This window comes from Micromonospora humida (assembly GCF_016901255.1).
GTDB classification, from domain to species: Bacteria; Actinomycetota; Actinomycetes; order Mycobacteriales; family Micromonosporaceae; genus Micromonospora; species Micromonospora wenchangensis.
In genome coordinates, this window is the sequence record NZ_JAFEUC010000014.1 from 50,577 (window position 1) to 73,622 (window position 23,046).

A 23,046-nucleotide genomic window follows, 5' to 3' on the forward strand; every position below is an offset into this window, starting at 1 on the left:
GGGGCGGCGGCAACGGGTCAGGGCAGGTGCAGCACGGCCGCGGTGCGGACCAGGTCGTCCTCGACCGCGAACCGGCCGGTGACCACGGTGGGCGGGTCCGCCACGGTGGCCGCCGACACCCGGGCCGGGGCGATCCGGGCGGTGAAGACCCCCGCGTCCGGGTCCAGGTCGACGGTGGCGTCCAGGAAGTCCAACCAGGAGCCCACCACCGGATGCCAGACCTTGTAGACGGTCTCCTTGGCGCTGAACACCACGATCGGCCAGCTCACCCCGCCGGGGAGCCGGGCCAGCCGGTCCTTCTCCTCGGGGTGCAGGATCATCCGGTGTACCCCCGGGTCGAGGTCGCGCTGCCGTTCGGCGTCCATGCCGACCGCGCGCAGGTCGCTGCTGCGGGCGACCGCGGCGGCGCAGTAGTCCCGGGTGTGGGTGATAGTGCCGACCAACCCGGCCGGCCAGACCGGTGCCCGGCTCGGCGCGGAGGGGACCGGCGTGGGTGCCAGGCCGAGGGCGGTCATCGCCCGTCGGGCACAGACCCGACCGGCGGTGAAGTCCCGCCGTCGGCGCTCCACCGCCCGCTCGCCCAGCCCGGCCCGTTCCTCCGGGAGCAGCTCACCGACCCAGTCGGCGGTCCCGGCGACCGCCACCGAGACGGCCGCCGGCAGCAGGTCACGCATGAACCCACCCCTTTCCGGTACGACCACGCCCGGTCCGCCCGGTGCGCGGACCAACGGCCATGGCTGGTGAACGTACCGCAACCGGGCGACACGGCAGGGTCCCGTGGCGGCCCGGTCCCCTCCGGCGCGGCGGCGGCCACGCCCGACGGGACCGGGCACCGGGCGGGTCAGGGTCGACGGGGCCGGCGGGTCAGCGCGAAACCGACCACCCCGGCGACGGCGGCGAGCGCGCCACCGACGGTGCTCCACGCCCAGCGTGAGCCGAGCGCGGGCAGCCAGTCGCCGTCGAACCAGTCGTCGTCGGCCTCGGCGGGGGCCGCCGCCGGGTCGCCGGTCAGCACGGCACCGGCCCGGGTGTTCGGCACCAGCGGCGCCTTCAGCTCACCGTCGTCGCGGGAACCCTCGCCGTCGGCGGCGAGCAGCAGTTCGACGTCGACCGGCTGCCCCAGGTCGGCCTCGGGCAGGTCGGTCACCGACAGCCGGACGTAGTAGGTGCCCGGCAGCGGGTCGGCCGACCACGGCTCCGCCCAGGAGCGCACCTGACGCAGCGTGCAGCCCAGCGCCACGCTGCCCGCCGAGGCGGCGACCGTCGGGGTCTGCGCCCCGGCCGTGCACGCCTGCCGGCGGCGCAGCCCGTCGAACACCTCCACCGTCCAGGTGGACGCGCCGGTGCGGGCCTTGGGCAGCGACACCGTCGCAACGATCTCGTGCCGTTGCCCGGCCGAGGCGGGGAACGACCAGTACAGGAAGTCGCCGGTGGAGGCGTCGACCCGGACCGGTTGGCCGGCCGTGATGCCGGTGGCGGTCAGGAACGACGTCCCGGCCCGGGTGACCGGGGTGGCCCCGGGGGAGGGGGTGGGCGCGGCCGTGGCCGTGGCCGGGGCGGCGAGCAGGGTCAGGCCGGCGGCGGCCAGCGCCGCGCCGCCCCGGATGATCGGGGTACGCATCAGTTCGTCCTCCACGTCGCCACCCACCAGCGGGTGAGCAGTCCGACGACCAGGCCGGTGAGCAGGCCGGCCAGGGTGAGCAGGAGCAGCAGCACCCAGCCGCGCCCCAGGTCCGGTGCGGTCGGTGCGGGTGACGAGGCGACCACGTCGATGGTCAACTCGACCGGCATGCCGGGTTCGGCCCGGGTTCCCGGACGCGGCGCGAAGGCGTTGCTGACCACCAGGCAGACGGTGGTGGCCGGCACCGGCGTGTCGGTCGCCGACGGGCTCGGTGACGCCCCGTCCTCCGTCTGCGACCAGCGCAGCCCCGCCGACACGACGTCGGTACGGCCGCTGCCGGCGTCGACGCCCCGGACCAGTTCCCGCCCGTCGGTGGCGGTGGCCCGCAGCAGCACGGCGTGGTCGGGGTTCACCGGGCGGTCGAGCGCCACGCTGACCGACGCGCGCAGCTCCTGGCCCGGCCGGACGGGCACCCGGTACCACCGGTGCTCGGAGAACGCCTCCCGGTCGGCGTAGACGCCGGGGGCGAGCAGTGGCGCGTCCGCGCACTCGCCCCGCCCGGTGACGACGGTCGGGGCGGCGGTGTAGGTGTCCTTCGCCCGTTCGACGAGCTGCTTGATCCGGCCGGTCAGCTCGTCGGCGCTCTGTGCCGCCGTGTAGGTGCCGCCGGTGGCGGTGGCGATGCAGAGAAGTTGCCGGCGGACCTTCTCGTCCGGGGCGAGGCCGAGCGTGTCGACCACCAGCTTGGTGCCCTGCGCGGCCAGTTCCCGGGCCACCTCGCACGGGTCGGGCGGGGCGCAGGTGTCCTCGCCGTCGGTGATCAGCACGATCCGGCGGGCGGTCGTACCGGTGCCGAGGTCCCTGGCGGCGGAGCGCAGGGCCAGCCCGACCGGGGTGAAGCCGGTCGGGCGTAGTGTCGCCACGGCCGCCTTGGCCGCCGTCCGGTCCACCGGACCGACCGGCACGATCTGCTGGGTGTCCAGGCAGCCCTGCTTCTTGTCCTTGCCCCGGTAGGTCGCGCCGAGCACCCGGATGCCGAGCTGGGTCTCCTCGGGCAGCGCGTCGACCACCTCGTTGAACGCCTGCTGGGCGACGGAGATCCGGCTGCGTCCGTCGATGTCGTTGGCCCGCATCGAACCGCTCACGTCGAGCACCAGCTCGACCTTGGGCGGCTCGGTGGGCTCCTCACCTTCGGCGCGGGCGGGTGCGGGGCCGGTCAGCGTGGTCGCCGCCAACACTCCGATCAGGACGGCCGTCGATCGTCGTCTCGTGTTGATCACCGGGCGAAGTGTAGTGAGATCCATAGTGGAGCCCCACCGGGGTGCGGCGGTGGGAGTCTCGACGACGGGATCGACCAGCCGGCACCCCGGGTGTTCGGTCGACCGCCCGGCCCGTCGTACGGACGAGGGTCGTGACCGTCCGTTAGATGCTAGATGTAAACCATTTGCCGCGCGATGCATCGGTCGGAAATCTGACCCAAGTCGACCCGTTGTGCCGGTGGCACAACGTGGTTAAGCTCTCCTTGCGCGCCCCAATCGCCCGCTTCCCCCGTGGCAGGCGATCGGGGCGCGCCCTTTTGTCCCGGCACGCGCGTGGGACACCTCCCGGCGTCGTCGATCCCCCGCCCACGGTCGGGCTCCCCGCCCCCGTCAGCGTGGCCCCTGAGAGCCCCTGCCGGCGTCGCTCCCGCTCCCCCTGCCCGGCCCCGGGTCGGAGCCGGCAACCCGCGTCGCGTCCACTGGGGAGCCGCGACGGCGGGGGTGCCCGGAAAGACGTCCGCCCCACCGGCTCCTGCCGACGGGGTTGGGAACCCGGGCGGCAGGGACGGTGGGGCGGGCGGCGGGTGCGGGGCCGGTCAGATCCAGCGGCCGTCCAGCCACATCCGGGCGGACCAGTCGTCGTAGGGCAGGATGTTGCCCACGAAGATCGGGTAGAAGTAGGCGAAGCAGAGCGCCACCAGCAGCACGTACGCGCCGACGATGACCCCGCCGACCAGTCGCCGGTCGGCGAGCTGTTCCGCCGCCGCCGCATCGGCCTCCGCGACGACCACGACGGCCTTCGGCTCGGCCGGCTCGCCGGTGTCCGGTGGACTACCGTCCGGTGCCGTGCCGTCCGGTGCGGGGCCGGCCCGACCGGCCGGGGCGGCGCGTTCTCCGACGCTGGGGGTGGCGATCGCGCCGAGCACGTACACCACGCTCAGCACCAGGAACGGCAGTGCCGGGGCGGCGTAGAAGGAGAACATCGTCCGGCCGTCGAGGGCGTACCAGAACCAGGGCAGCAGTCCGGCGGCCACGGCCACCAGGAACGCCCCGGCCCGCCAGTCGCGGCGCGCGATGCCGAGCCAGAGCGTGGCGGCCAGGGCCGGCAGGAACGACCACCAGAGCAGCGGTGTGCCCAGCAGCAGGATCTCCGACGCGCAGGTGGGTGCGCCGCACGCGCCGTCGCCGGACCAGTGGAACGCCACCGGCCGGCCGAGCAGCAACCACTGCCAGGGCCACGACTGGTACTTGTGCGCGGTCTCCAGGCCGGTGTGGAACTCGAACGCCGCCTTGTGGTACTGGAACAGGTTGGTCAGCGCGCCGATGACGGGGGTGTCGCTGAGCCCCGGCACGTTCGGGTACCGGGACGCGATCCGGTAGTAACCCTGGTCGGAGAGCAGCCACCCGGACCAGGTGGCCAGGTAGGTGCCGACCACCAGCAGCCCGGCGAGCACCAGCCAGGGCAGCTCGTCCAGGAGCGCGTCGCGCCACGGCCGGCGGACCCCGACCGACCGGCGCAGGCCGACCTCCCAGAGCAGGACCAGCAGCCCGAAGGCCGGCACGAACCAGATCGCGCTCCACTTCACCGCGCATGCGCAGCCGAGCAGCACCCCGGCGAGCAGCCGCCACCAGGGCCAGTTCCGCCAGCCACCGGCGGGGCGACCGGCCCGGCCGGCTGCGGTCGGGTCGAGGCCGGCGTCGAGCGCGCGGGCCCAGCGCCGTCGGCGGGCGTCCCGGTCGAGCACCAGCGCGCCGAAGGCGGCCAGGATGAACATCGGCAGGAAGATGTCGAGCAGCGCGGTGCGGGAGAGCACCAGGTGGAAGCCGTCCAGGGCGAGCAGCAGACCGGCGGCGCAGCCGAGTGTGGTGGAGCGGAACAACCGGCGGGCGATGCGGGTGATCATCAGCACCGTGAGGATGCCGGCGACCGCCGAGGCGATCCGCCAGCCGAACTCCGGGGCGGTGGTCATCAGGTGGCCCGGCACGGAGATGTTGGTCTCCGCGTCCTGGTAGCCGAAGGCCCACTCGCCGAGCCCGATCAGCCACTTGCCCAGCGGCGGGTGGACCACGTACGACGGGCCGTTGTCCTTGTAGTTCCACTCGACGCCCTTGTCGATCAGGCCGTAGCCGTCACGGGCGTAGTAGATCTCGTCGAAGATCTTGCCCTTGGGGCTGCTGAGCCCGAGCAGCCGCAGGACGGCGGCGATCGTCACCACGACTGCGGTGGCGATCCACGAGTTCACGTCGAGCCGGGACTCGACGGTGGCGAGTCGTCGCCGGACGATCGCCGGCACGCCGCCCCCTCCACCCTCGGGAGGGGGTGCCTCCGGGTCGGTCCGGTCCGCGCTCGCACTCTGTGCTGTCGACGCACTCGTCACCCGGCGATCGTAGGCTGCGAAGGTGCCCGGTGGCGCCCGTCGTCCCCGAGATTGGTACGAGTATCGATGAAGGAGCGCGCCACGTGGGTGAAATGTCCGAGATTGGGCGCCTGATTCTGCTCGGCGCGCCCCTGGGCAACCCGGCCGACGCGTCCGCCCGGCTGCGCGACGTCCTCGCCACCGCCGACGTGGTCGCCGCCGAGGACACCCGCCGGCTCGCCCGGCTCGCCCGCGACCTCGACGTCACCGTCGGCGGGCGGATCGTCTCCTACTTCGAGGGCAACGAGGAACGGCGTACCCCGGAACTGGTCGACGTGCTCCGGGAGGGTTACCTGGTCGCGCTGGTCACCGACGGCGGCATGCCCAGCGTCTCCGACCCCGGCTACCGGCTGGTCACCGCCGCCCTCGACGCCGGGGTGCCGGTCACCTCCGCCCCCGGCCCGAGTGCCGTCACCACCGCCCTGGCCCTGTCCGGGCTGCCCTGCGACCGGTTCTGCTTCGAGGGTTTCCTGCCCCGCTCGCCCGGCGGGCGGCGGGCCCGGCTGCGTGCCCTCGCCACCGAACCCCGCACCCTCGTGTTCTTCGAGGCCCCGCACCGGATCGCCGCCGCGCTGACCGACCTGGCCGCCGCGTTCGACGCGGACCGGCCGGCCGCGCTGTGCCGGGAACTGACCAAGACCTACGAGGAGGTCGTCCGCCGGCCGCTCGGCGAGCTGGCCGACTGGGCCGCGCGGGAGGAACCGCGCGGCGAGATCACCCTCGTCGTCGCCGGAGCGTCGCAGACCCCCGCCGAACGCCCCGACGACGACACCCTGCGGGCCCAGGTGGCCGAGCGGGAGGCCACCGGGATGTCCCGCCGGGACGCGATCAGCGACGTCGCCACCGGGTACGGGCTGCGCCGCCGGGACGTCTACGCCGTCGTGCACCGGTAGGCCGGGCCGGCGCTCACCAGGCGGCGACCAGGAACCCCAGGGTGATCAGCACCGGTCCGGCGTAGCCGCCGCCGGTCGCCCAGCGGCGCTGCCGGGGGTCGGCCAGCAGGGTCGCCCCGGTCCACCTGACGATCCCCGCCGCGCAGCCGGCCACCGCCAGCAGGCCGAGCAGCCAGCGCAGGTGCCGGCCCACCCCGGTGTCGGCGTAGGCGGTGTCCGCGTCCGGTCCGGTCACCCGCGCCGGCAGGGTCGAGCCGGCGGCGGTGCGTTCGGCCGGCACCCCGCTGACCCGTACCCCGTGGGTGCGGAACCGGTCGGCGTCGGCGGTGAAGATGCCCCGGCAGCGCTGGGTCAGCCCACCGCCCGAGCAGTCGGTGACCACCGCCGTCCCGGCCGTGGAGTGCCCGACGGCCAGCCAGAGCGGCCCCGCGCTCACCCAGGCGAAGAACGCCGCGACCAGGCTCAACGCCAGCAGCACGGCGAGCCCCCGGATCGGGTCCGGCGGGGCGGGGGTACGGGCGGGGCGACGTCGGCGCGGGGTCCGCAGCCGCTGCTTCGGTTCCTTGCGCAGCGGGGTGCCGTCCCAGTGCACCTGTTCGATCGGTGCCCAGAAGAACCCGTCGTCGTCCGGCTTCTCCCCGGCCCGCCGGAGGGCCCGTGGCTGGCGGACCGGCACCCGCCGGGGCACCGCGTCGACCGGCGCGCCCGTGGTCGGCTCGACCTCCACGGCCGCGTCGTCCGGGCCGGGGCCGGGGCGCGGCTGCGGCGCGACGGCCGAGCCGCGTGCCGGCGGAGCGTCCCCGGGGCCGGGGCGTGGTCGCCGGGTGCCCGCCGTCGACTCGTCGTGCCCCGATCGTCTGCCCGTCACGTCAGCCATTGGACACCGGGTGGCGGTCGGTGTCCGTGAGCTGACTCCGCGTGTCGGTGGGCAATTCCCGGCGACGGCGATTCGACGTCGGCGTGGCGCGGTGACCCTATTGGTTCGCCGGCCGTCGACCCGGGTCACTAGGCTTGCTGGTCATGAGTCACGTTCTCGCCGCGGTCGCCTGGCCCTACGCCAACGGTCCGCGCCACATCGGCCACGTGTCCGGCTTCGGCGTACCCTCCGACGTCTTCGCCCGGTACATGCGGATGGCCGGTCACGACGTGCTCATGGTCTCGGGCACCGACGAGCACGGCACCCCGATCCAGGTGCAGGCCGACGCCGAGGGGGTCACCCCGCGCGAGCTGGCCGACCGGTACAACCGGGTGATCGCCGAGGATCTGCTGGCGCTGGGCCTGTCGTACGACCTGTTCACCCGCACCACCACCCGCAACCACTACGCGGTGGTGCAGGAGCTGTTCACCGGGCTGCACCGCAACGGCTACATCGTCCCCAAGGTCACCACCGGGGCGATCTCCCCGTCCACCGGGCGGACCCTGCCCGATCGCTACATCGAGGGCACCTGCCCGATCTGCGGCTACGACAGCGCCCGCGGCGACCAGTGCGACAACTGCGGCAACCAGCTCGACCCGATCGACCTGATCAACCCCAAGTCCAAGATCAACGGCGAGACGCCGGAGTTCGTCGAGACCGAGCACTTCTTCCTCGACCTGCCCGCCCTCGCCGACGCGCTACGCCAGTGGCTGGACACCCGGGAGGGGTGGCGGCCCAACGTGCTGCGCTTCTCCCGCAACCTGCTCGACGACCTCCAGCCCCGGGCCATCACCCGGGACCTCGAATGGGGTGTGCCGATCCCCCTGGAGGGCTGGCAGGAGCGCGGCGACAAGCGGATCTACGTCTGGTTCGACGCGGTGATCGGCTACCTCTCCGCGTCCATCGAGTGGGCCCGGCGCACCGGCGACCCGGACGCGTGGCGCAGGTGGTGGTCGGCCGACGGGGAGGGCAAGGACTCCCCGGGCTACTACTTCATGGGCAAGGACAACATCGTCTTCCACTCGGTGATCTGGCCGGCCCTGCTCGGCGGCTACTCCGGGGCGGGCAGCCGCGACGGCCAGCCCGGCGACCTCGGCCGGCTCAACCTGCCCACCGAGGTCGTCTCCAGCGAATACCTGACCATGGAAGGACGCAAGTTCTCCTCCTCCCGCAAGGTGGTCATCTACGTCCGGGACTTCCTGGAACGCTACGACGCCGACGCGCTGCGCTACTTCATCGCCGTCGCCGGCCCGGAGAGCAACGACACCGACTTCACCTGGGCCGAGTTCCTCCGCCGCAACAACGACGAACTCGTCGCCGGCTGGGGCAACCTGGTCAACCGGTCGGTCTCCATGGCGGCGAAGAACTTCGGCGCGATCCCGCCGGTCGACCCGGCCGGGCTCACCGAAGCCGACGAGGCGCTGCTCGCGGTGGCCCGCGCCGGTTTCGCCACGGTGGGTGACCTGATCGCCCGGCACCGGCAGAAGCAGGCCATCGGCGAGGCCATGAAGGTCGTCGCCGAGGCCAACCGCTACCTGTCCGAGCAGGCCCCGTGGAAGCTCAAGACCGAGGCCGACAAGCCCCGGATGGGCACCATCCTGCACGTCGCCCTCCAGGTGGTCAGCGACGCCAACACGCTGCTCACCCCGTTCCTGCCGCACTCCGCGCAAAAGATCCACGAACTGCTCGGCGGCACCGGCGTGCACGCCCCGATGCCGGTCCTCAAGGAGGTCGACGACCTCGACGGTGGGCCCGGCTACCCGGTGCTCACCGGGGACTACACCGTCGGCGCGCGCTGGGAGTCCGTACCGTTGCCGGCCGACCGGCCACTCGCCGCGCCGAAACCGGTCTTCCGCAAGCTCGACCCGTCGATCGTCGACGAGGAACTCGCCCGGCTGGAGAGCTGACCGCCCGGCACCCGACGGGGGCGGCCCCGGGGGAACCCCCCCGGGGCCGCAGTGCGCGGTACGTCAGGCGCGGGCCATCGCCGGCGCGCCGATGAACTCCATCAGCGCCCGGTTCACCTCGGTCGGGTGCGTCCACGGGATACCGTGCGGCGCCCCCTTCAGGGTGACCAGCGTGCCGTTGGGCAGCATCGACGCCAACCGCTGACCCGTCTTCGCAAACGGCAGCACGTTGTCCTTGTCGCCCTGGATGATCAGCACCGGGACGTCCATGTTCGGCACGTCGCCCCGGAAGTCGGTCTGCCAGGCGTCCACCGAGTCGTGGGTGCCCTTCGCCGACGCCTGCGCGCCGATCTGCCAGTGCGCCCGGTACGCCTCCTCGCTGACCCACCTGCCCCTGTTCTCGCTGTAGTTGAAGAACGCGTCGCAGAACTGGGTCAGGTAGGCGAACCGGTCCGCGAGGATCGCCTGCTGGAACCCGTCGAAGAGGCTCTTCTCGACGCCCTCCGGGTTGTCCTTGGTCTGCAACAGGTACGGCGCCAGCGGCGCCATCAGCACCGCCCGGTCCACCCGGCTCGACCCGTACGTGCCGAGGTAGCGGGTCACCTCACCGGTGCCCATCGAGTGGCCCACCAGGATCGCGTTACGCAGGTCCAACTCGGTCATCAGCACGTCGAGGTCGGCGGCGAAGGTGTCGTAGTCGTAGCCCATGGCCGGCTGGGCCGAACTGCCGAAGCCCCGCCGGTCGTAGGTGATCACCCGGTACCCGGCCGCGAGCAGCGGACCCGACATCTTCTCCCAGGTCGCCCCGTTGAACGGGAAGCCGTGGATCAGCACGATCGGCTGACCCTGCCCGTGATCCTCGTAGTACAGGTCGATCGGGGCGGAGTTCTCCGTACCCACGGTGATGAAGGGCATGCTCTTCTCCTGATCCGTCGGTGTCGGACCCGTCGCGCTTTCCCCGGCAGGCTCCCGTCATGCCTTCACAGCGCGTACGGCAGGTCCACCACCCGGTCGTCGGTCACCTCGGCGACCGGCGCCCACGTCTCGTACACGCCCCGTTCGTGGCACTGTGCCCCGGTGTCGAGCACCCCGTCCGGATCGGGCTGCCGCAGGCGCAACCGCAGCCAGCCGGCCTCCTCCCGGAGCACCAGGCACGCCACGCCCCGCCACCGGGCGTGGCGCAGCCGCCGGCCGACCGACTCCACCGGATAGCGGGCCGCCCGGGTCATCGCCAGCACCCGGAACCCGCCCGGCAGGTCCGCCACCGCCTCGTACTCCCCGCCGGCCAACCCGCCGACCAGCTGCGTCGACCGCGGCACCTCGCCGGTCGGCACGTACTCCTGGTCGGGTGAGAGCCCCGGCACCGCCGCCAGCAGGTGCCGCCACTGCGGCCCCACCATCCGCAACCAGCCCCGCTGCTCCGCCTGGTAGCTGTAGAGCACCACCTCGGCCCCGTCGGCGGTGTACGCCAGCAGGCTGGCGTTGGCGGGCATCGGCAGGTCGGCGAAGTCCCGGGTGACGAACTCCGGGATCAACTGCGCCGAACTCGGCACGAACCCGGTACCCAGCACCGGCGGGCCGAGCCGGTCCCGGGGCGGCAGCTCCAGCAGGCCCCGGTGCGTCCCGCCGACCGGCACGTCGTAGTCGCCCGGGTCGGCGACCCGCCAGCGCAGCGCGTACCCGACGTCGGTGCCGTCGCCACTGGTGCCGTCGCCGCGCAGCACCGCCAGCGCGGCCGGGGTGCGCAGGTGCGCCACGTCGTGCTCGCGGTAGCAGAACCCGTGCGGCAACCACCCCCGCACGTACCCGGCGAGCTGCCGGGCGGAGAGCACCTTGACCATCCGGGTGCCGCGCCGCAGCACCGCCGAGGCGCGCACCGCGGCCAGCGTCGGATCGCCGGCCGCCGTGGGCTGCTGGCTGAGCTGGTGCACGTACGACCAGCCCCGGTCGCGGTGCACCGGCATCAGCAGTGCCGCCTCCGGCTCCTCGACCGGTAGCCCGCCCCCGCTCACCTCGGTGACCTCGGTCACGTGCACGAACCGCCGCCACGGCCAGCTCACGCCCGGCCGGGGCGCCCACTCGAAACCGGGTGCCGCCTCGGCGCTGAACAGTTCGTAGGCCGCGCCCCGGGCCAGCTCCTCCGCCGGGTGGACCACCCCGCCGTACGTCACGCGCAACGCGGTCCGCCCGGAGGCCGCGCCGCTGGCCCGATCGGTGACGCTCATCCCGGCGAGGCTAGGCCGGCCAGGTTCCACCCCGGTGAACGTCCGGTGGCCGCCCGGGAACACCCCACCCCGCACGGGTCGGTGCCCCCGGCCGCCCCCGGTGTGTGATGCTGGCCGCGATGACCGAACGGACCGAATCCCGCAAGCAGCGTGCCGCCCGCCGGGCCGGTGAGTTCCCGCCCGCCCCGCCGCCGCTGCCCCGCCCCGTGCTGGACAGCCACACCCACCTCGACATCACCGTCAGCGAGGCCGGCGTGCCCGGCGGGGGCGACGCCGTCGACCCGGTGGCCGCCGCGATCGAGGTGGCCGCCGCCGTCGGCGTGGACCGGCTCGTGCAGGTCGGCGTGGACGTCGGCTCGTCCCGCTGGGGGGCCGACGTCGCCGACCGGTACCCGGCGGTGCTCGCCACCGTGGCGCTGCACCCCAACGAGGCACCCCGGCTGGCCGACCTGGACGCCGCGCTGCGCGAGATCGAGACGCTGGCCGCCCGCGACCGGGTCCGGGGCGTCGGCGAGACCGGGATGGACTTCTTCCGCACCGGCGACGACGGCCGGGCCGCCCAGGAGGAGAGCTTCCGGGCGCACATCGCCATCGCCAAGCGGTACGGCAAGGCCCTGGTCATCCACGACCGGGACGCCCACGCCGACGTGCTGCGCATCCTCGACGACGAGGGCGCCCCGGACACGGTGGTGCTGCACTGCTTCTCCGGCGACGCCGACTTCGCCCGCGAGTGCGTCCGCCGGGGTCACCTGCTCAGCTTCGCCGGCACCGTCACCTTCGGCAGCGCCGCCTCGCTGCGCGAGGCCGCCGCGCTCACCCCGATCGACCAGATCCTCGTCGAGACCGACGCGCCCTACCTGACCCCGATGCCGCACCGGGGCCGGCCCAACGCGTCGTACCTGATCCCGCTGACGGTCCGGTCGCTGGCCGAGACCACCGGGGCCGACCTCGACGAGCTGTGCGCCGCCATCTCCGCCACCGGCGACCGGGTCTTCGGGCCGTGGTGACCGACCCGCGACCCGCGACTACGCTTCGGGGCGTGACCGGCCTGCTCGGCCCGGCGGAGATCCGGGAACTCGCCGCGCGCCTCGGCGTCAACCCGACCAAGAAGCTCGGCCAGAACTTCGTGCACGACCCGAACACCGTCCGCCGGATCGTCACCGCGGCCGGGCTCACCGGGGACGACGTGGCGTTGGAGGTCGGCCCCGGCCTCGGCTCGCTCACCCTGGCCCTGCTGCCGGCCGCCGCGCACCTGCACGCGGTGGAGATCGACCCGGTGCTGGCCGGCGCGCTGCCGCAGACCGCCGCCACCCACGCCGGCCCGGACGCCGCCCGGCTCACCGTGCACCGGGCCGACGCGTTGCGGATCACCGCCGCCGCCCTGGCCGACCCGCCGCCCACCGCGCTGGTGGCGAACCTGCCCTACAACGTGGCCGTCCCGGTGGTGCTGCACCTGCTCGCCGAGCTGCCCACCCTGCGGCACGGCCTGGTGATGGTGCAGAAGGAGGTCGCCGACCGGCTGGTCGCCGGCCCCGGCTCCAAGGTGTACGGCATCCCGTCGGTCAAGCTCGCCTGGTACGCCCGATCCCGCGCCGCCGGTCGGGTGCCACCGAACGTGTTCTGGCCGGTGCCGAACGTCGACTCCGGACTGGTCGCCTTCACCCGCCGCGAACCACCCCGCGACGACGTGCCCCGGCAGGCCGTCTTCGCCGTGGTCGACGCCGCGTTCGCCCAGCGCCGCAAGACGTTGCGGGCCGCGCTGGCGGGCTGGGCGGGTGGCCCCGACCGGGCCGCCGCGGCGCTCACCGCCGCCGGGGTCGACCCCGGCGCACGCGGGGAGTCACTCACCGTGGAGCAGTTCGCCGCGATCGCCGCGTCGGCTCCGACCGTCGCGCCGGTCGCACAGTAGGCTGACGCCGTGCCCGCCGAGGAACACGCCGCACCTGCGCGTACGACCTGGTTGCCGGCCGGTACGCCGCCGGCCGCCGACGCCGCCGAGGAGCTGATCGTGGAGATGCCGTTCGACATCCGCCCGTGCCGGTGGGACGTCACCCGGTGACCGAGGCCTGGCGACCGGACGACGATGACGACCAGCGTCGGGGCAGCAGCGGCCCGGTACGGGTCCGGGTCCCAGCGAAGGTCAACCTGCACCTCGGGGTGGGCCCGCTGCGCCGGGACGGTTACCACGAGCTGAACACCGTCTACCATGCGATCTCGATCTACGACGAGTTGACCGCCCGCCGGGGTGACACCCTCACCCTGACCATGGAGGGCGAGGGCGCCGGCGAACTGGCCCTGGACGACTCCAACCTGGCCATCCGTGCCGCCCACGCGCTCGCCGGCTACGCCGGGGTGCTGCCGCACGCCCGGCTGCACCTGCGCAAGCAGATCCCGCTCGCCGGTGGGCTGGCCGGGGGCAGCGCCGACGCCGCCGCCGCGCTGGTCGCCTGTGACGCCCTGTGGGGCACCGGGTTGTCCCGCGACGAGCTGGCCGGGATCGCCGCCGACCTCGGTTCCGACGTGCCGTTCCTGATCCACGGCGGCACCGCGCTGGGCACCGGCCGGGGCGAGGCGGTCAGCCCGGTGCTGGCCCGCCCCACCTCCTGGCACTGGGTGGTGGCCGTCGCCGACGGCGGCCTGTCCACCCCCGCCGCCTACCGGGAACTCGACCGGCTGCGTGCCGCCGGTACCGCCGGTACGCCGCTGGGCAGCACCGACGGCCTGCTCGGCGCGCTGCGCCAACGTGACCCCCGGGTGCTCGCCGGCTGCCTCGGCAACGACCTGCAGGACGCCGCCCTGTCGATGCGCCCGGCCCTGGCCGACACGTTGAAGGCCGGGGAGGCCGCCGGCGCGCTCGCCGGGATCGTCTCCGGCTCCGGCCCGACCTGCGTCTTCCTCGCCCGCGACGCCGCCGACGCGCAGCGGATCGCCACCGAGGTGGCGGAGGCCGGGGTGTGCCGGGAGACCCGGGTCGCCCACGGCCCGGTGCCCGGGGCCCGCGTCGGCTGAGCTGTCCCCGGGTGGAGATCGACTCCCGTGGGCCGGGGTTGCGGTATCCGGCGACCGGGAACCCGCAACATCGGCCCCGATGAGTTGATCAACCCGTCTCGACCTGCTGTCCGGGGCGGCCCGGCCCCGGTTGCGGCACGGGCGGGTGGGGCGGCGCGGATGTCCGCGTACCCTTGCCCCAGGCGTCCCGAGGTGCCCGCCGGCACCGGGACGCCTTGATCATGAAAGGTGGGACCGTGGCCAACATCGTCAACCTGGACCGGGTGTCCAAGGGGTACGGCGCCGCCGGGCCGCTGCTCACCGACGTCTCGCTCGGCCTCGACGACGCCGACCGGATCGGCGTGGTCGGCCTCAACGGCGCCGGCAAGTCCACCCTGCTGCGGATGCTCACCAAACAGGAGGACCCCGACGACGGCCGGGTCACCCACCGCCGCGACCTGCGGGTGCTCTGGCTGCCGCAGGCTCTCACCCTGACCCCCGAGGCCACCGTGCGGGACGTGGTGCTCGGCACCGCCTGGCTCGCCGAGGGGATGGGCGCCGAACACGAGTGGGCCGGCGACGCCGGGGTCCGCGCCATCCTCGACGGCCTCGGCATGCCCCACCTCGGCCTCGACCAGCCGGTCGGCCCGATGTCCGGTGGCGAGCGCCGCCGGGTGGCGCTGGCCGCCCTGCTGGTCCGCGAATCCGACCTGCTCATCCTCGACGAACCCACCAACCACCTCGACGTCGGCGGCGTCGACTGGCTCGCCCGGCACCTCGTCGGCCGCCGGGGCGCGCTCGTCGTGGTCACCCACGACAGGTGGTTCCTCGACGCGGTCTGCACCACCACCTGGGAGGTCGCCGACCAGACCGTCCGGGCCTACGAGGGCGGCTTCGCCGCCTGGACGCTGGCCCGCGCCGAACGGGAACGGGTCGCCGCCGCCACCGAGGCCCGCCGGCAGAACCTGCTCCGCAAGGAGATCGCCTGGCTGCGGCGCGGCCCGCCCGCCCGCACCTCCAAGCCGAAGTTCCGCATCGACGCGGCCAACGCGCTCATCGACGACGTGCCGCCGCCGCGCGACACCATGTCGTTGCAGCGGATGGCGACCGCCCGGCTCGGCAAGCAGGTGTACGACCTGGAACACGTCCGGCTGCACGCCGGCCCCAAGGAGATCCTGCACGACACCACCTGGCAGGTCGGCCCCGGCGACCGGATCGCCATCCTCGGGCGCAACGGCGCTGGCAAGACCACCCTGCTGCGGCTGCTGGCCGGCATCACCCGCGCCGACGGCGGCCGGTTCCACACCGGCTCCACCGTCAAACCGGCGTTCCTCTCCCAGGAACTCGCCGAACTCCCCGGCCACCTGCGCGTCCTGGAGGCCGTCGAGGAGGTCGCCCGGCGGGTGCAGCTCGGCGACCGGGAGATCTCCGCCGCCCAGCTCGCCGAGGTGTTCGGCTTCGACGACCGGCGGCTCTGGACCCCGGTCGGGGACCTCTCCGGTGGGGAACGCCGCCGGCTGCAGATGCTCCGGCTGCTCGCCGGGGAACCCAACGTGCTGCTCTTCGACGAGCCCACCAACGACCTCGACACCGACACCCTCGCCGCGCTGGAGGACCTGCTCGACTCCTGGCCCGGCACGATCATCGTGGCCAGCCACGACCGGTACCTGATCGAACGGGTCACCGACGCCGCGTACGGGATGTTCGGCGACGGCCGGCTGGTGCACCTGCCCGGCGGCGTCGACGAGTACCTGGCCCGCGCCGCCGGCCCGGGTCCGGCCCGCACCACGACCGGCCCCGCCGAAAGCCCCGAGGCCCCGGCCACGGGTGGCATGTCCGCCGCCGAGGCCCGGCAGGCCCGCAAGGAGCTGACCCGGCTGGAACGGCAGATCGGCAAGCTCGACCAGAAGGAGGCCACCCTCCTCGACCAGCTCGCCACGCACGCCACCGACTACGCCCGGGTCGCCGACCTCGACGCGCAGCTCAAGGAGGTACGCGCCGAACGGGAACGGACCGAGGAGACCTGGCTGACCCTCGCCGACGAGATCCCGCCCCTGTAGACCAGGGACGACCCCGTGTGCGGCGTCACACCGCGCCGTACGGGACAATCGTCGGCGACCCTCACCTCGAACGGCGTTGGAGACACAGTCATGGCCCACACCCCCGTCAACCACCCCGCGCGGCCGGTCTACCGGGCGATCGGCGGGCTCATCGGTCTCTACCTCGTGGTCTTCGGCGCGCTCGGCGTCATCGCCAGCGCCGGCAACGACATCTTCGCCCAGGACGACACCAAGGTCCTCGGCCAGGGCACCAACCTCGGGTTCTCGCTGCTGTCCGTGCTGTTCGGGGTGGTCATCCTGGTCGGCACGGTGATCGGCCGCAACCTCGACGTGGCGATCAACCAGTGGCTGGCCTACACCCTGATGGTGATCACCCTCGCCGGCCTGGCCTTCCTCCAGACCGACGCCAACGTCGCCAACTTCAGCATCCTCACGGTGATCGTGCTGATGACCCTCAGCCTCGTCCTGCTGATGGTCGGCATGTACGGCAAGGTCGGCACCGAGGACGAGAAGGAAGCCTGGCAGAAGGCCCGCCTCGTGCTCTGACCCGCTCCGCGGCGCGCGGGCCGGGATGTGGCGTGACCTGGCGTTTCTCCGACACCGTACGGCGGGACGGGAGACAATCGTCCCGACACGTCGTCCGCGCAGGAGGGGCCATGGCGCACTTTCCGGTCAACCACCCGGCCCGCCCGCTGTACCGGGTCTTCGCCGGCCTCGTCGGCCTCTACATCCTGGTCTTCGGCGCGTTCGGCGTCGTACAGACCTGGGGTGAACCGCTGTTCGCCCGGGGCAGCCACTGGGCCCTGGGCCTGCGTACCAACCTGGCGTTCTCGCTGGTCTCGGTCGTCTTCGGGGTCGTCCTGATCATCGGGGCGTCCCGGCGCGGCAACCTCGGGCACGTCATGAACCTCACCGCCGGGGTGGTCTTCATGGTCACCGGCATCGCGATGATGAGCGTGCTCCAGACCCGAGCCAACATCCTCAACTTCTCGATGTCGACGGTGATCGTCTCGCTGCTGTTCGGCCTGCTGCTCCTCGCCACCGGTCTCTACGACAAGATCGGCACCGACGAGCACGCCGCCCAGGAACGCGCCGACCGGCTCCACCCGGCCCGCTGACCCGCCGCTCAGCCGCCCGGACGCACGGTGGTCAGGCCCGGCCCCGCCTCCAGGTGCGACAACCCGTTCCAGGCCAGGTTCACCAGGTGCGCCGCCACCGTCTCCTTGCCTGGCTGGCGGACCTCCAACCACCAGCGCCCGGTCAACGCCACCATCCCCACCAGCGCCTGGGAGTACAGCTCGGCCAGCTTCGGGTCGTAACCCCGGCTGGAGAACTCGGCACCCAGGATGTGCTCCACCTGGTGCGCCACGTCGTTCATCACGCTGCTGAAGTTGCCGGCCGCCGACATCAACGGCGACTCCCGTACCAGCACCCGGAACCCGCTGGTCTCCTCCTCGATGTAGCCCAGCAACGCCAGCGCCGCCTGCTCCAGCAACTCCCGCGGATGACCGGCGGTCAACGCCGCGGCGATCCGATCCAGCAGGGCCCGCACCTCCCGGTCGACGACCACCGCGTACAGGCCCTCCTTGCCGCCGAAGTGCTCGTAGACCACCGGCTTGGAGACCCGCGCCCGCGCCGCCACCTCCTCGATCGAGGTCGCGTCGAAGCCCTTCTCGGCGAACACCTGCCGGCCGATCGCGATCAACTGCTCGCGCCGCTGCGCGGCCGACATCCGTACCCGGGCGGCCGGCTTCGCGCCCGCCGCCGGCACCGCCCGTCGTGTGCCGGTGTTCTCCCCAGTCGGGGGCTGCGCCATCTCGTCACCTCGCCGGCGCTCGGTGACGCCCTGTCGTGGAATGCTCCGGTCGTGCCCGTCTGTCTCGGTCACCCGGCCATCCTGCCAGGTGGCACCCCGGGGCACCGCCGGGTTCAGCGCCCCAGCGGCTCCCGCACCCGCTTCGCCGCCACCCGTTCCGGCTTCGGCCACCGCACGTCGTGCACCGCGCCGGCCCGCTCCAGCAACCAGATCACCCGGGCCGACGGGTCCCACTGCCCACGCAGCACCCCGTGCCGGGCGCTCGTCGGCTCGGCGTGGTGCAGGTTGTGCCAGCTCTCCCCGAACGACAGCAGGGCCAGCGGCCAGAAGTTGGCCGCCCGGTCGCCCGGCCGCATCGCGAACGGACGCTCACCGTAGACGTGGCAGACCGAGTTGATCGCCCAGGTCACGTGGTGCAACAGGGCGATCCGGACCAGCCCGCCCCAGAAGAACCCGCCCAGCGCGCCGGCCCACGACCAGGTCAACAGCCCGCCCATCAGCGCCGGGCCGAGCAGCGAGACGGCCACCAGCAGCGGCGAGAGCCGGTCCACCCGGCGGGTGTCCGGGTCGGCGAGCAGATCCGGCGCGAACCGCTCCCGGTTGGACAGCTCCCGGCCGAACAACCAGCCCAGGTGCGCGTGGAACAGCCCCTTGGCCAGGCCCCGCACGCTCTCGCCGTACCGCCAGGGGGAGTGCGGGTCGCCGTCGAGGTCGGCGAAGGCGTGGTGCCGCCGGTGGTCGGCCACCCACTGGATGATCTCGCCCTGCACCGCGAACGACCCGGCGACCGCCAGGGCCACCCGGACCGGGCGGCGGGCCTTGAACGCGCCGTGGGTGAAGTACCTGTGGTAACCCACGGTGATGCCGAGCCCGGACACGACGTACCAGAGGGCCGCGACGAGCACGTCGGTCGGGTGTAGCCAGCCACCCCAGGCCACCGGCACGGCGGCGAGCAGGGCCAGGAACGGCACCACCACGAACGCCCAGAGGGCGATCAGGATGCCCCGCGACTGGGGACCCTGGGTGAGCGGCTTCGGGCCGGCGGCACCGGCGTCCCCCAGGGTGGTCGACATGGCACCTCGCAGCGGTCGGATACGCCTACGTCACCGTAACCTACGGTCCGGCCACAGTGGAGTGAACAGTGGCGCACGTGAATGAGTCAAGTGTCATACGGTTGTCTTAACCTGCCGGTCATGACCGATCCGACGGCCGCCGAGGTGCGCCGGCCGGGCGTCGGTGCGCCCCCGGCCCGCACCCGCCGACCCGCCGCCCGCGACGAGCTGCGCGCGGCGGCGGTGGTACTGCGCGGCGAGGGCCGCTCGGTCGGCGACATCGCGGCCCGGTTGGGCGTCGCGAAGTCCACCGCCTACCTCTGGGTGCGCCACCTCCCTCTCGACCCGGACGAGGAGGTCGCCCGCGAGCGTCGACGGGCGCACTCCAAGGTGATGACGGATGCCCGGTGGTCGGCCCACCGGCAGGCACGGGACGCCGCCCGGGCGGCGGCTGTGGCGGACGCCGCGGCATGGGTGGGGTCGATAGAACACCGCGAGCTGGTCATGGTGGGGGCGGCGCTCTACTGGGCGGAGGGGGAGAAGGCCAAGCCATGGCGGCCTCACGAGTGCCGGGTCAGGTTCATCAACAGTGATCCCGGGCTGGTCGGTATCTTCGTCCGCTTCGTCGAGGCGATGGGTGTGTCCCGCGAGGCCCTGCGCTTCCGGGTGAGCATCCACGAGACCGCCGACGCTGAAGCAGCCGTGCGGTGGTGGGCTGAGCGGGTGGCTGTTCCGGCCGAAACGTTCCGCCCCACGTCGTTCAAGCGCCACCGGCCGACCACAGTGCGGCGCAACACGGGCGAGGAGTATCGAGGTTGTCTGATCGTCGAGGTGCCCAGGTCCCGGCAGTTGTACTGGCGGATAGAGGGGATCATGAAGGGAATGGGCGATGGCGCGGCTGGCGAGGGGCGCTAAGGTGTAGGAGGTCTGCCAAGTAATTCGATTTGCACGTTTTAGACCTTCCCGGGTCGTCTAATGGCAGGACGTCAGGTTTTGGTCCTGATTGTAGGGGTTCGAGTCCTCTCCCGGGAGCTTCCGCTGATTCGCCCCCGCAGTCTGGTTAGCATGGCGGCGAGACTGTCACCTTCCCCGACGGGAGCCCACCCGTGTCCCAGCCCCACCGCCGTACCGTCGTCGTGCTCGCCGCGGGGGAGGGCAAGCGGATGAAGTCGGCGCTGCCCAAGGTGCTGCACCCACTGCTCGGCCGGACGCTGCTCGGGCACGTGCTGGCCGCGGCCGGGCCGCTGCGCGCGGACCGGACCGTGGTGGTGGTCGGCCACGGGGCCGATCAGGTCCGTGCCCACCTGGCCGAGGTCGCCCCGGACGCCACCGCGGTGCTCCAGGCCGAGCAGCTCGGCACCGGGCACGCCGTACGGATCGCGTTGGACGCGGTGCCGGAGGCCACCGGCACCGTCGTGGTGATCAACGGGGACGTGCCGCTGCTGCGCACCGAGACGGTGGACGCGCTGGTCGCGGCACACGAGGGTGAGGGCGCGGCGGCCACGGTGCTCGCCGCCGAGGTGCCCGACCCGACCGGCCTGGGCCGGATCGTCCGGGACACCGCCGGCCGGCTGGAGCAGATCGTCGAGGAGCGTGACGCGAGCCCCGCCCAGCAGGCGCTGCGGGAGATCAACGCCGGCATCTACGCCTTCGACCTGGCCCGGCTGCGGGCCGCGCTGGGCAAACTCTCCACCGACAACGACCAGGGCGAGGAGTACCTCACCGACGTCTTCGGGCTGCTCGTCTCGGCCGGCGAGCCGGTGGGGGTGCACGTGGCCGCCGACCACGTAGAGACCCTGGGCTGCAACGACCGGGTGGAGCTGGCCGGGCTGCGCCGGCTGCTGCGCGACCGGGTCAACGAGGCGTGGATGCGGACCGGGGTGACGATCCTGGACCCGGCGACCACCTGGATCGACGTGACCGCCACCGTCGAACGGGACGCGGTGCTCGACCAGAACACCCAGTTGCGCGGGGCCACCGTGGTGGGGGCCGAGGCGGTGGTCGGGCCGGACGTCACGTTGATCGACACGGTGGTGGGGCCGGCGGCGACCGTGCTGCGCAGCCACGCCACCGGCGCAGAGGTGGGCGCGGGGGCGAGCGTCGGCCCGTACGCCTACCTGCGCCCGGCGGCGCGGCTGGCCGAGAAGGCGAAGGTGGGCACGTTCGTCGAGGTGAAGAACTCCGAGGTCGGACCGGGCGCGAAGGTGCCGCACCTGTCGTACGTGGGGGACGCGACGATCGGGGCGAAGGCGAACATCGGTGCGGCGACGATCTTCGTGAACTATGACGGGGTGAACAAGCACCGCACGGTGGTCGGTGACGGTGCGTTCGTCGGCTGTGACACGAACCTGATCGCGCCGGTCGAGGTGGGCGCGGGGGCGTACGTGGCGGCGGGGAGCGCGTTGAGTCAGAACGTGCCGCCGGGGGCGTTGGGGGTGACCCGGGCGCCGCAGCGCAACATCGAGGGGTGGGTGCTGCGTAACCGGCCGGGCACGGTCTCCGCGCGGGCCGCCGAGCAGGCCCGGACGGCCGGTGAGGATGCGTCGGGTGGGCCGGCGTCGGCAAGTGAAGGTGAGGCAATCCACGGGGGTGCCGAGACGGTGTGAGGGTCGCCGTGGTCGGGGCATACTGCAACCGAGCAGCCCCGGCCCACCGCCGCCGGGCACCACCGACCAACGGGAGCAGACGGGCCCATGGGCAGCATCGTCGCCGAAAACCGCAAGAGCCTGATGCTCTTTTCCGGACGTGGCTTTCCGGAGTTGGCCAAGGAGATCGGTGAGGTGCTCGGTGTAGCGCCGACCCCTTCCGACGCGTACGAGTTCGCCAACGGTGAGATCTTCGTACGGTTCCGGGACTCGGTGCGTGGTTCGGACGCCTTCGTGGTGCAGTCCGTCACGCACGGGGTCAACACCTGGGTCATGGAGACCCTGATCATGATCGATGCGTTGAAGCGGGGTTCGGCGAAGCGGATCACCGTGGTCCTGCCGTTCTACCCGTACTCCCGGCAGGACAAGAAGCACCGCGGGCGGGAGCCGATCTCGGCGCGGCTCGTGGCCGACCTGCTCAAGACGGCCGGCGCGAACCGGATCCTCACCGTCGACCTGCACACCGCGCAGATCCAGGGCTTCTTCGACGGCCCGGTGGACCACCTGTTCGCGATGGACATCCTCGCCGAGTACGTGGAGCACAAGTTCGCCGGCCGGCCGATGACCGTGGTGGCACCGGACTCGGGCCGGGTACGGGTGGCGGAGCGGTGGACGGACCGCCTCGGTGGTTGTCCGTTGGCGTTCATCCACAAGACCCGCGACCCGTTGAAGCCCAACCAGGTGGTGGCGAACAGGGTGGTCGGTGAGGTCGAGGGTCGGGTCTGCCTGATCGTCGACGACATGATCGACACCGGTGGGACGATCACCAAGGCGGCGGACATCCTCAAGGAGTCCGGTGCGGCGGAGATCGTGGTGGCCTCCACCCACGCCCTGCTGTCCGACCCGGCGACGGAGCGGTTGAAGAACAGTCCGATCACCGAGGTGGTGGTGACGAACACGCTGCCGCTGCCGCCGGAGAAGCAGTTGGACAAGCTCACCGTGCTGTCGATCGCGCCGTTGCTGGCGCGGGCGATCCGGGAGGTCTTCGACGACGGGTCGGTGACCACCCTCTTCGGTGGCCTGAGCTGACGCCCGCCCCGGGGAGCGCGCGGGCCGGTCGGGTGCGACCGGCCCGGCGTCGCCGGGTCCGACGCGCGGTGCGGCGGCGCATGGCGGGGACTGCCGGAAGGCGCGGAAAGACCTCGGGTAGACTGGTGCGGTTGCCACGGCGAGGGTGCCCGGCGGGCCGCTGATCGAGCGCCGCACGGAGGCACCGTCATCGACGCGGTGCTCCGGGCAGTCGTTCA

Annotated in this window: 21 protein-coding genes and 1 tRNA gene; 13 read left to right on the forward strand and 9 right to left on the reverse strand. The window is 73.1% G+C overall.

Features of this window, described 5'->3' with window-relative positions:
* Positions 1-17 precede the first annotated feature (17 nt).
* The 4 genes from JQX11_RS24925 to JQX11_RS24940 all read right to left on the reverse strand — a co-directional run bounded on the left by JQX11_RS24925 (position 18) and on the right by JQX11_RS24940 (position 5,258).
* Positions 18-674, reverse strand: a complete 657-nt coding sequence (locus JQX11_RS24925; RefSeq protein WP_204927385.1) for a 4'-phosphopantetheinyl transferase family protein — start codon at positions 672-674, stop codon at positions 18-20.
* Positions 675-841: 167 nt separating this feature from the next.
* Positions 842-1,621, reverse strand: a complete 780-nt coding sequence (locus tag JQX11_RS24930; protein ID WP_204927526.1) for a peptidase — start codon at positions 1,619-1,621, stop codon at positions 842-844.
* On the reverse strand, positions 1,621-2,901 hold the full coding sequence (locus tag JQX11_RS24935; protein ID WP_204927386.1) for a VWA domain-containing protein: 1,281 nt from the start codon (positions 2,899-2,901) through the stop codon (positions 1,621-1,623). Before JQX11_RS24935 ends, JQX11_RS24930 begins: the two co-directional genes overlap by 1 nt.
* 575 nt (positions 2,902-3,476) lie before the next feature.
* The gene (locus tag JQX11_RS24940) at positions 3,477-5,258 is read right to left on the reverse strand and encodes a dolichyl-phosphate-mannose--protein mannosyltransferase (protein ID WP_204927387.1); all 1,782 of its coding nucleotides are present in this window, start codon (positions 5,256-5,258) and stop codon (positions 3,477-3,479) included.
* A 92-nt stretch (positions 5,259-5,350) separates the two neighbouring features.
* On the opposite strand from JQX11_RS24940, the gene rsmI reads away from it, so the two are divergent.
* Entirely contained in the window at positions 5,351-6,190 is an 840-nt protein-coding gene (gene rsmI / locus JQX11_RS24945; protein ID WP_232378527.1) for a 16S rRNA (cytidine(1402)-2'-O)-methyltransferase, read from the forward strand.
* Positions 6,191-6,203: 13 nt separating this feature from the next.
* Here the strand turns inward: rsmI and JQX11_RS24950 are convergent, their stop codons facing one another.
* The gene (locus tag JQX11_RS24950; RefSeq protein WP_372444634.1) at positions 6,204-7,067 is read right to left on the reverse strand and encodes a hypothetical protein; all 864 of its coding nucleotides are present in this window, start codon (positions 7,065-7,067) and stop codon (positions 6,204-6,206) included.
* Between the two features lie 143 nt (positions 7,068-7,210).
* Here JQX11_RS24950 and metG point away from each other — a divergent pair, with 143 nt between their 5' ends.
* Positions 7,211-9,013 carry a methionine--tRNA ligase gene (gene metG / locus JQX11_RS24955; RefSeq protein ID WP_204927389.1) on the forward strand — a complete coding sequence of 601 codons (1,803 nt, stop codon included), beginning with the start codon at positions 7,211-7,213 and terminating at the stop codon, positions 9,011-9,013.
* Between the two features lie 63 nt (positions 9,014-9,076).
* Here the strand turns inward: metG and JQX11_RS24960 are convergent, their stop codons facing one another.
* Both JQX11_RS24960 and JQX11_RS24965 read right to left on the reverse strand, forming a co-directional pair.
* Positions 9,077-9,928, reverse strand: a complete 852-nt coding sequence (locus tag JQX11_RS24960; RefSeq protein ID WP_204927390.1) for an alpha/beta fold hydrolase — start codon at positions 9,926-9,928, stop codon at positions 9,077-9,079.
* A gap of 65 nt (positions 9,929-9,993) precedes the next feature.
* Positions 9,994-11,238 carry a hypothetical protein gene (locus tag JQX11_RS24965; protein WP_204927391.1) on the reverse strand — a complete coding sequence of 415 codons (1,245 nt, stop codon included), beginning with the start codon at positions 11,236-11,238 and terminating at the stop codon, positions 9,994-9,996.
* Between the two features lie 107 nt (positions 11,239-11,345).
* On the opposite strand from JQX11_RS24965, the gene JQX11_RS24970 reads away from it, so the two are divergent.
* The 7 genes from JQX11_RS24970 to JQX11_RS25000 all read left to right on the forward strand — a co-directional run bounded on the left by JQX11_RS24970 (position 11,346) and on the right by JQX11_RS25000 (position 17,404).
* Positions 11,346-12,245: a TatD family hydrolase gene (locus tag JQX11_RS24970; protein WP_204927392.1), complete on the forward strand. Its 900-nt coding sequence runs from the start codon at positions 11,346-11,348 to the stop codon at positions 12,243-12,245.
* Between the two features lie 32 nt (positions 12,246-12,277).
* Positions 12,278-13,147, forward strand: a complete 870-nt coding sequence (gene rsmA / locus JQX11_RS24975; RefSeq protein WP_204927393.1) for a 16S rRNA (adenine(1518)-N(6)/adenine(1519)-N(6))-dimethyltransferase RsmA — start codon at positions 12,278-12,280, stop codon at positions 13,145-13,147.
* 9 nt (positions 13,148-13,156) lie between these two features.
* Complete coding sequence (locus JQX11_RS24980) at positions 13,157-13,297, forward strand: hypothetical protein (RefSeq protein WP_204927394.1); 141 nt, start codon at positions 13,157-13,159, stop codon at positions 13,295-13,297.
* Complete coding sequence (locus JQX11_RS24985; RefSeq protein ID WP_204927395.1) at positions 13,294-14,247, forward strand: 4-(cytidine 5'-diphospho)-2-C-methyl-D-erythritol kinase; 954 nt, start codon at positions 13,294-13,296, stop codon at positions 14,245-14,247. Before JQX11_RS24980 ends, JQX11_RS24985 begins: the two co-directional genes overlap by 4 nt.
* A 236-nt stretch (positions 14,248-14,483) precedes the next feature.
* Positions 14,484-16,286, forward strand: a complete 1,803-nt coding sequence (locus tag JQX11_RS24990; RefSeq protein ID WP_204927396.1) for an ABC-F family ATP-binding cassette domain-containing protein — start codon at positions 14,484-14,486, stop codon at positions 16,284-16,286.
* Between the two features lie 90 nt (positions 16,287-16,376).
* Positions 16,377-16,832: a DUF4383 domain-containing protein gene (locus JQX11_RS24995; protein ID WP_204927397.1), complete on the forward strand. Its 456-nt coding sequence runs from the start codon at positions 16,377-16,379 to the stop codon at positions 16,830-16,832.
* Positions 16,833-16,942: 110 nt separating this feature from the next.
* Positions 16,943-17,404, forward strand: a complete 462-nt coding sequence (locus JQX11_RS25000) for a DUF4383 domain-containing protein (protein WP_204927398.1) — start codon at positions 16,943-16,945, stop codon at positions 17,402-17,404.
* Between the two features lie 8 nt (positions 17,405-17,412).
* Here JQX11_RS25000 and JQX11_RS25005 read toward each other — a convergent pair whose 3' ends face one another.
* The gene (locus tag JQX11_RS25005; RefSeq protein ID WP_204927399.1) at positions 17,413-18,102 is read right to left on the reverse strand and encodes a TetR/AcrR family transcriptional regulator; all 690 of its coding nucleotides are present in this window, start codon (positions 18,100-18,102) and stop codon (positions 17,413-17,415) included.
* A 113-nt stretch (positions 18,103-18,215) separates the two neighbouring features.
* Positions 18,216-19,175, reverse strand: a complete 960-nt coding sequence (locus tag JQX11_RS25010) for an acyl-CoA desaturase (RefSeq protein ID WP_204927400.1) — start codon at positions 19,173-19,175, stop codon at positions 18,216-18,218.
* A 120-nt stretch (positions 19,176-19,295) separates the two neighbouring features.
* Here JQX11_RS25010 and JQX11_RS25015 point away from each other — a divergent pair, with 120 nt between their 5' ends.
* The 4 genes from JQX11_RS25015 (at position 19,296) to JQX11_RS25030 (ending at position 22,828) form a co-directional block, all read left to right on the forward strand.
* Positions 19,296-20,069, forward strand: a complete 774-nt coding sequence (locus tag JQX11_RS25015) for a helix-turn-helix domain-containing protein (protein ID WP_204927401.1) — start codon at positions 19,296-19,298, stop codon at positions 20,067-20,069.
* A gap of 46 nt (positions 20,070-20,115) precedes the next feature.
* Positions 20,116-20,186: transfer RNA gene (locus JQX11_RS25020), tRNA-Gln, on the forward strand.
* 74 nt (positions 20,187-20,260) lie between these two features.
* Complete coding sequence (glmU, locus tag JQX11_RS25025) at positions 20,261-21,760, forward strand: bifunctional UDP-N-acetylglucosamine diphosphorylase/glucosamine-1-phosphate N-acetyltransferase GlmU (RefSeq protein ID WP_204927402.1); 1,500 nt, start codon at positions 20,261-20,263, stop codon at positions 21,758-21,760.
* Positions 21,761-21,847: 87 nt separating this feature from the next.
* Positions 21,848-22,828 (forward strand): ribose-phosphate diphosphokinase, encoded by a 981-nt coding sequence (locus JQX11_RS25030; protein ID WP_145917824.1) that lies wholly within the window; start codon positions 21,848-21,850, stop codon positions 22,826-22,828.
* Positions 22,829-23,046 lie beyond the last annotated feature (218 nt).

Coding starts and splice junctions, on each gene's coding strand:
- JQX11_RS24960 (WP_204927390.1), bottom strand. CDS start 9,928: ATGCCCTTCATCACCGTGGGTACGGAGAACTCCGCCCCGATCGACCTG.
- JQX11_RS24925 (WP_204927385.1), bottom strand. CDS start 674: ATGCGTGACCTGCTGCCGGCGGCCGTCTCGGTGGCGGTCGCCGGGACC.
- JQX11_RS25015 (WP_204927401.1), top strand. CDS start 19,296: ATGACCGATCCGACGGCCGCCGAGGTGCGCCGGCCGGGCGTCGGTGCG.
- metG (WP_204927389.1), top strand. CDS start 7,211: ATGAGTCACGTTCTCGCCGCGGTCGCCTGGCCCTACGCCAACGGTCCG.
- JQX11_RS24930 (WP_204927526.1), bottom strand. CDS start 1,621: ATGCGTACCCCGATCATCCGGGGCGGCGCGGCGCTGGCCGCCGCCGGC.
- JQX11_RS25000 (WP_204927398.1), top strand. CDS start 16,943: ATGGCGCACTTTCCGGTCAACCACCCGGCCCGCCCGCTGTACCGGGTC.
- rsmI (WP_232378527.1), top strand. CDS start 5,351: ATGTCCGAGATTGGGCGCCTGATTCTGCTCGGCGCGCCCCTGGGCAAC.
- JQX11_RS25010 (WP_204927400.1), bottom strand. CDS start 19,175: ATGTCGACCACCCTGGGGGACGCCGGTGCCGCCGGCCCGAAGCCGCTC.
- JQX11_RS24965 (WP_204927391.1), bottom strand. CDS start 11,238: ATGAGCGTCACCGATCGGGCCAGCGGCGCGGCCTCCGGGCGGACCGCG.
- JQX11_RS25005 (WP_204927399.1), bottom strand. CDS start 18,102: ATGGCGCAGCCCCCGACTGGGGAGAACACCGGCACACGACGGGCGGTG.
- JQX11_RS25030 (WP_145917824.1), top strand. CDS start 21,848: ATGGGCAGCATCGTCGCCGAAAACCGCAAGAGCCTGATGCTCTTTTCC.
- JQX11_RS24970 (WP_204927392.1), top strand. CDS start 11,346: ATGCTGGCCGCGATGACCGAACGGACCGAATCCCGCAAGCAGCGTGCC.
- JQX11_RS24995 (WP_204927397.1), top strand. CDS start 16,377: ATGGCCCACACCCCCGTCAACCACCCCGCGCGGCCGGTCTACCGGGCG.
- JQX11_RS24950 (WP_372444634.1), bottom strand. CDS start 7,067: ATGGCTGACGTGACGGGCAGACGATCGGGGCACGACGAGTCGACGGCG.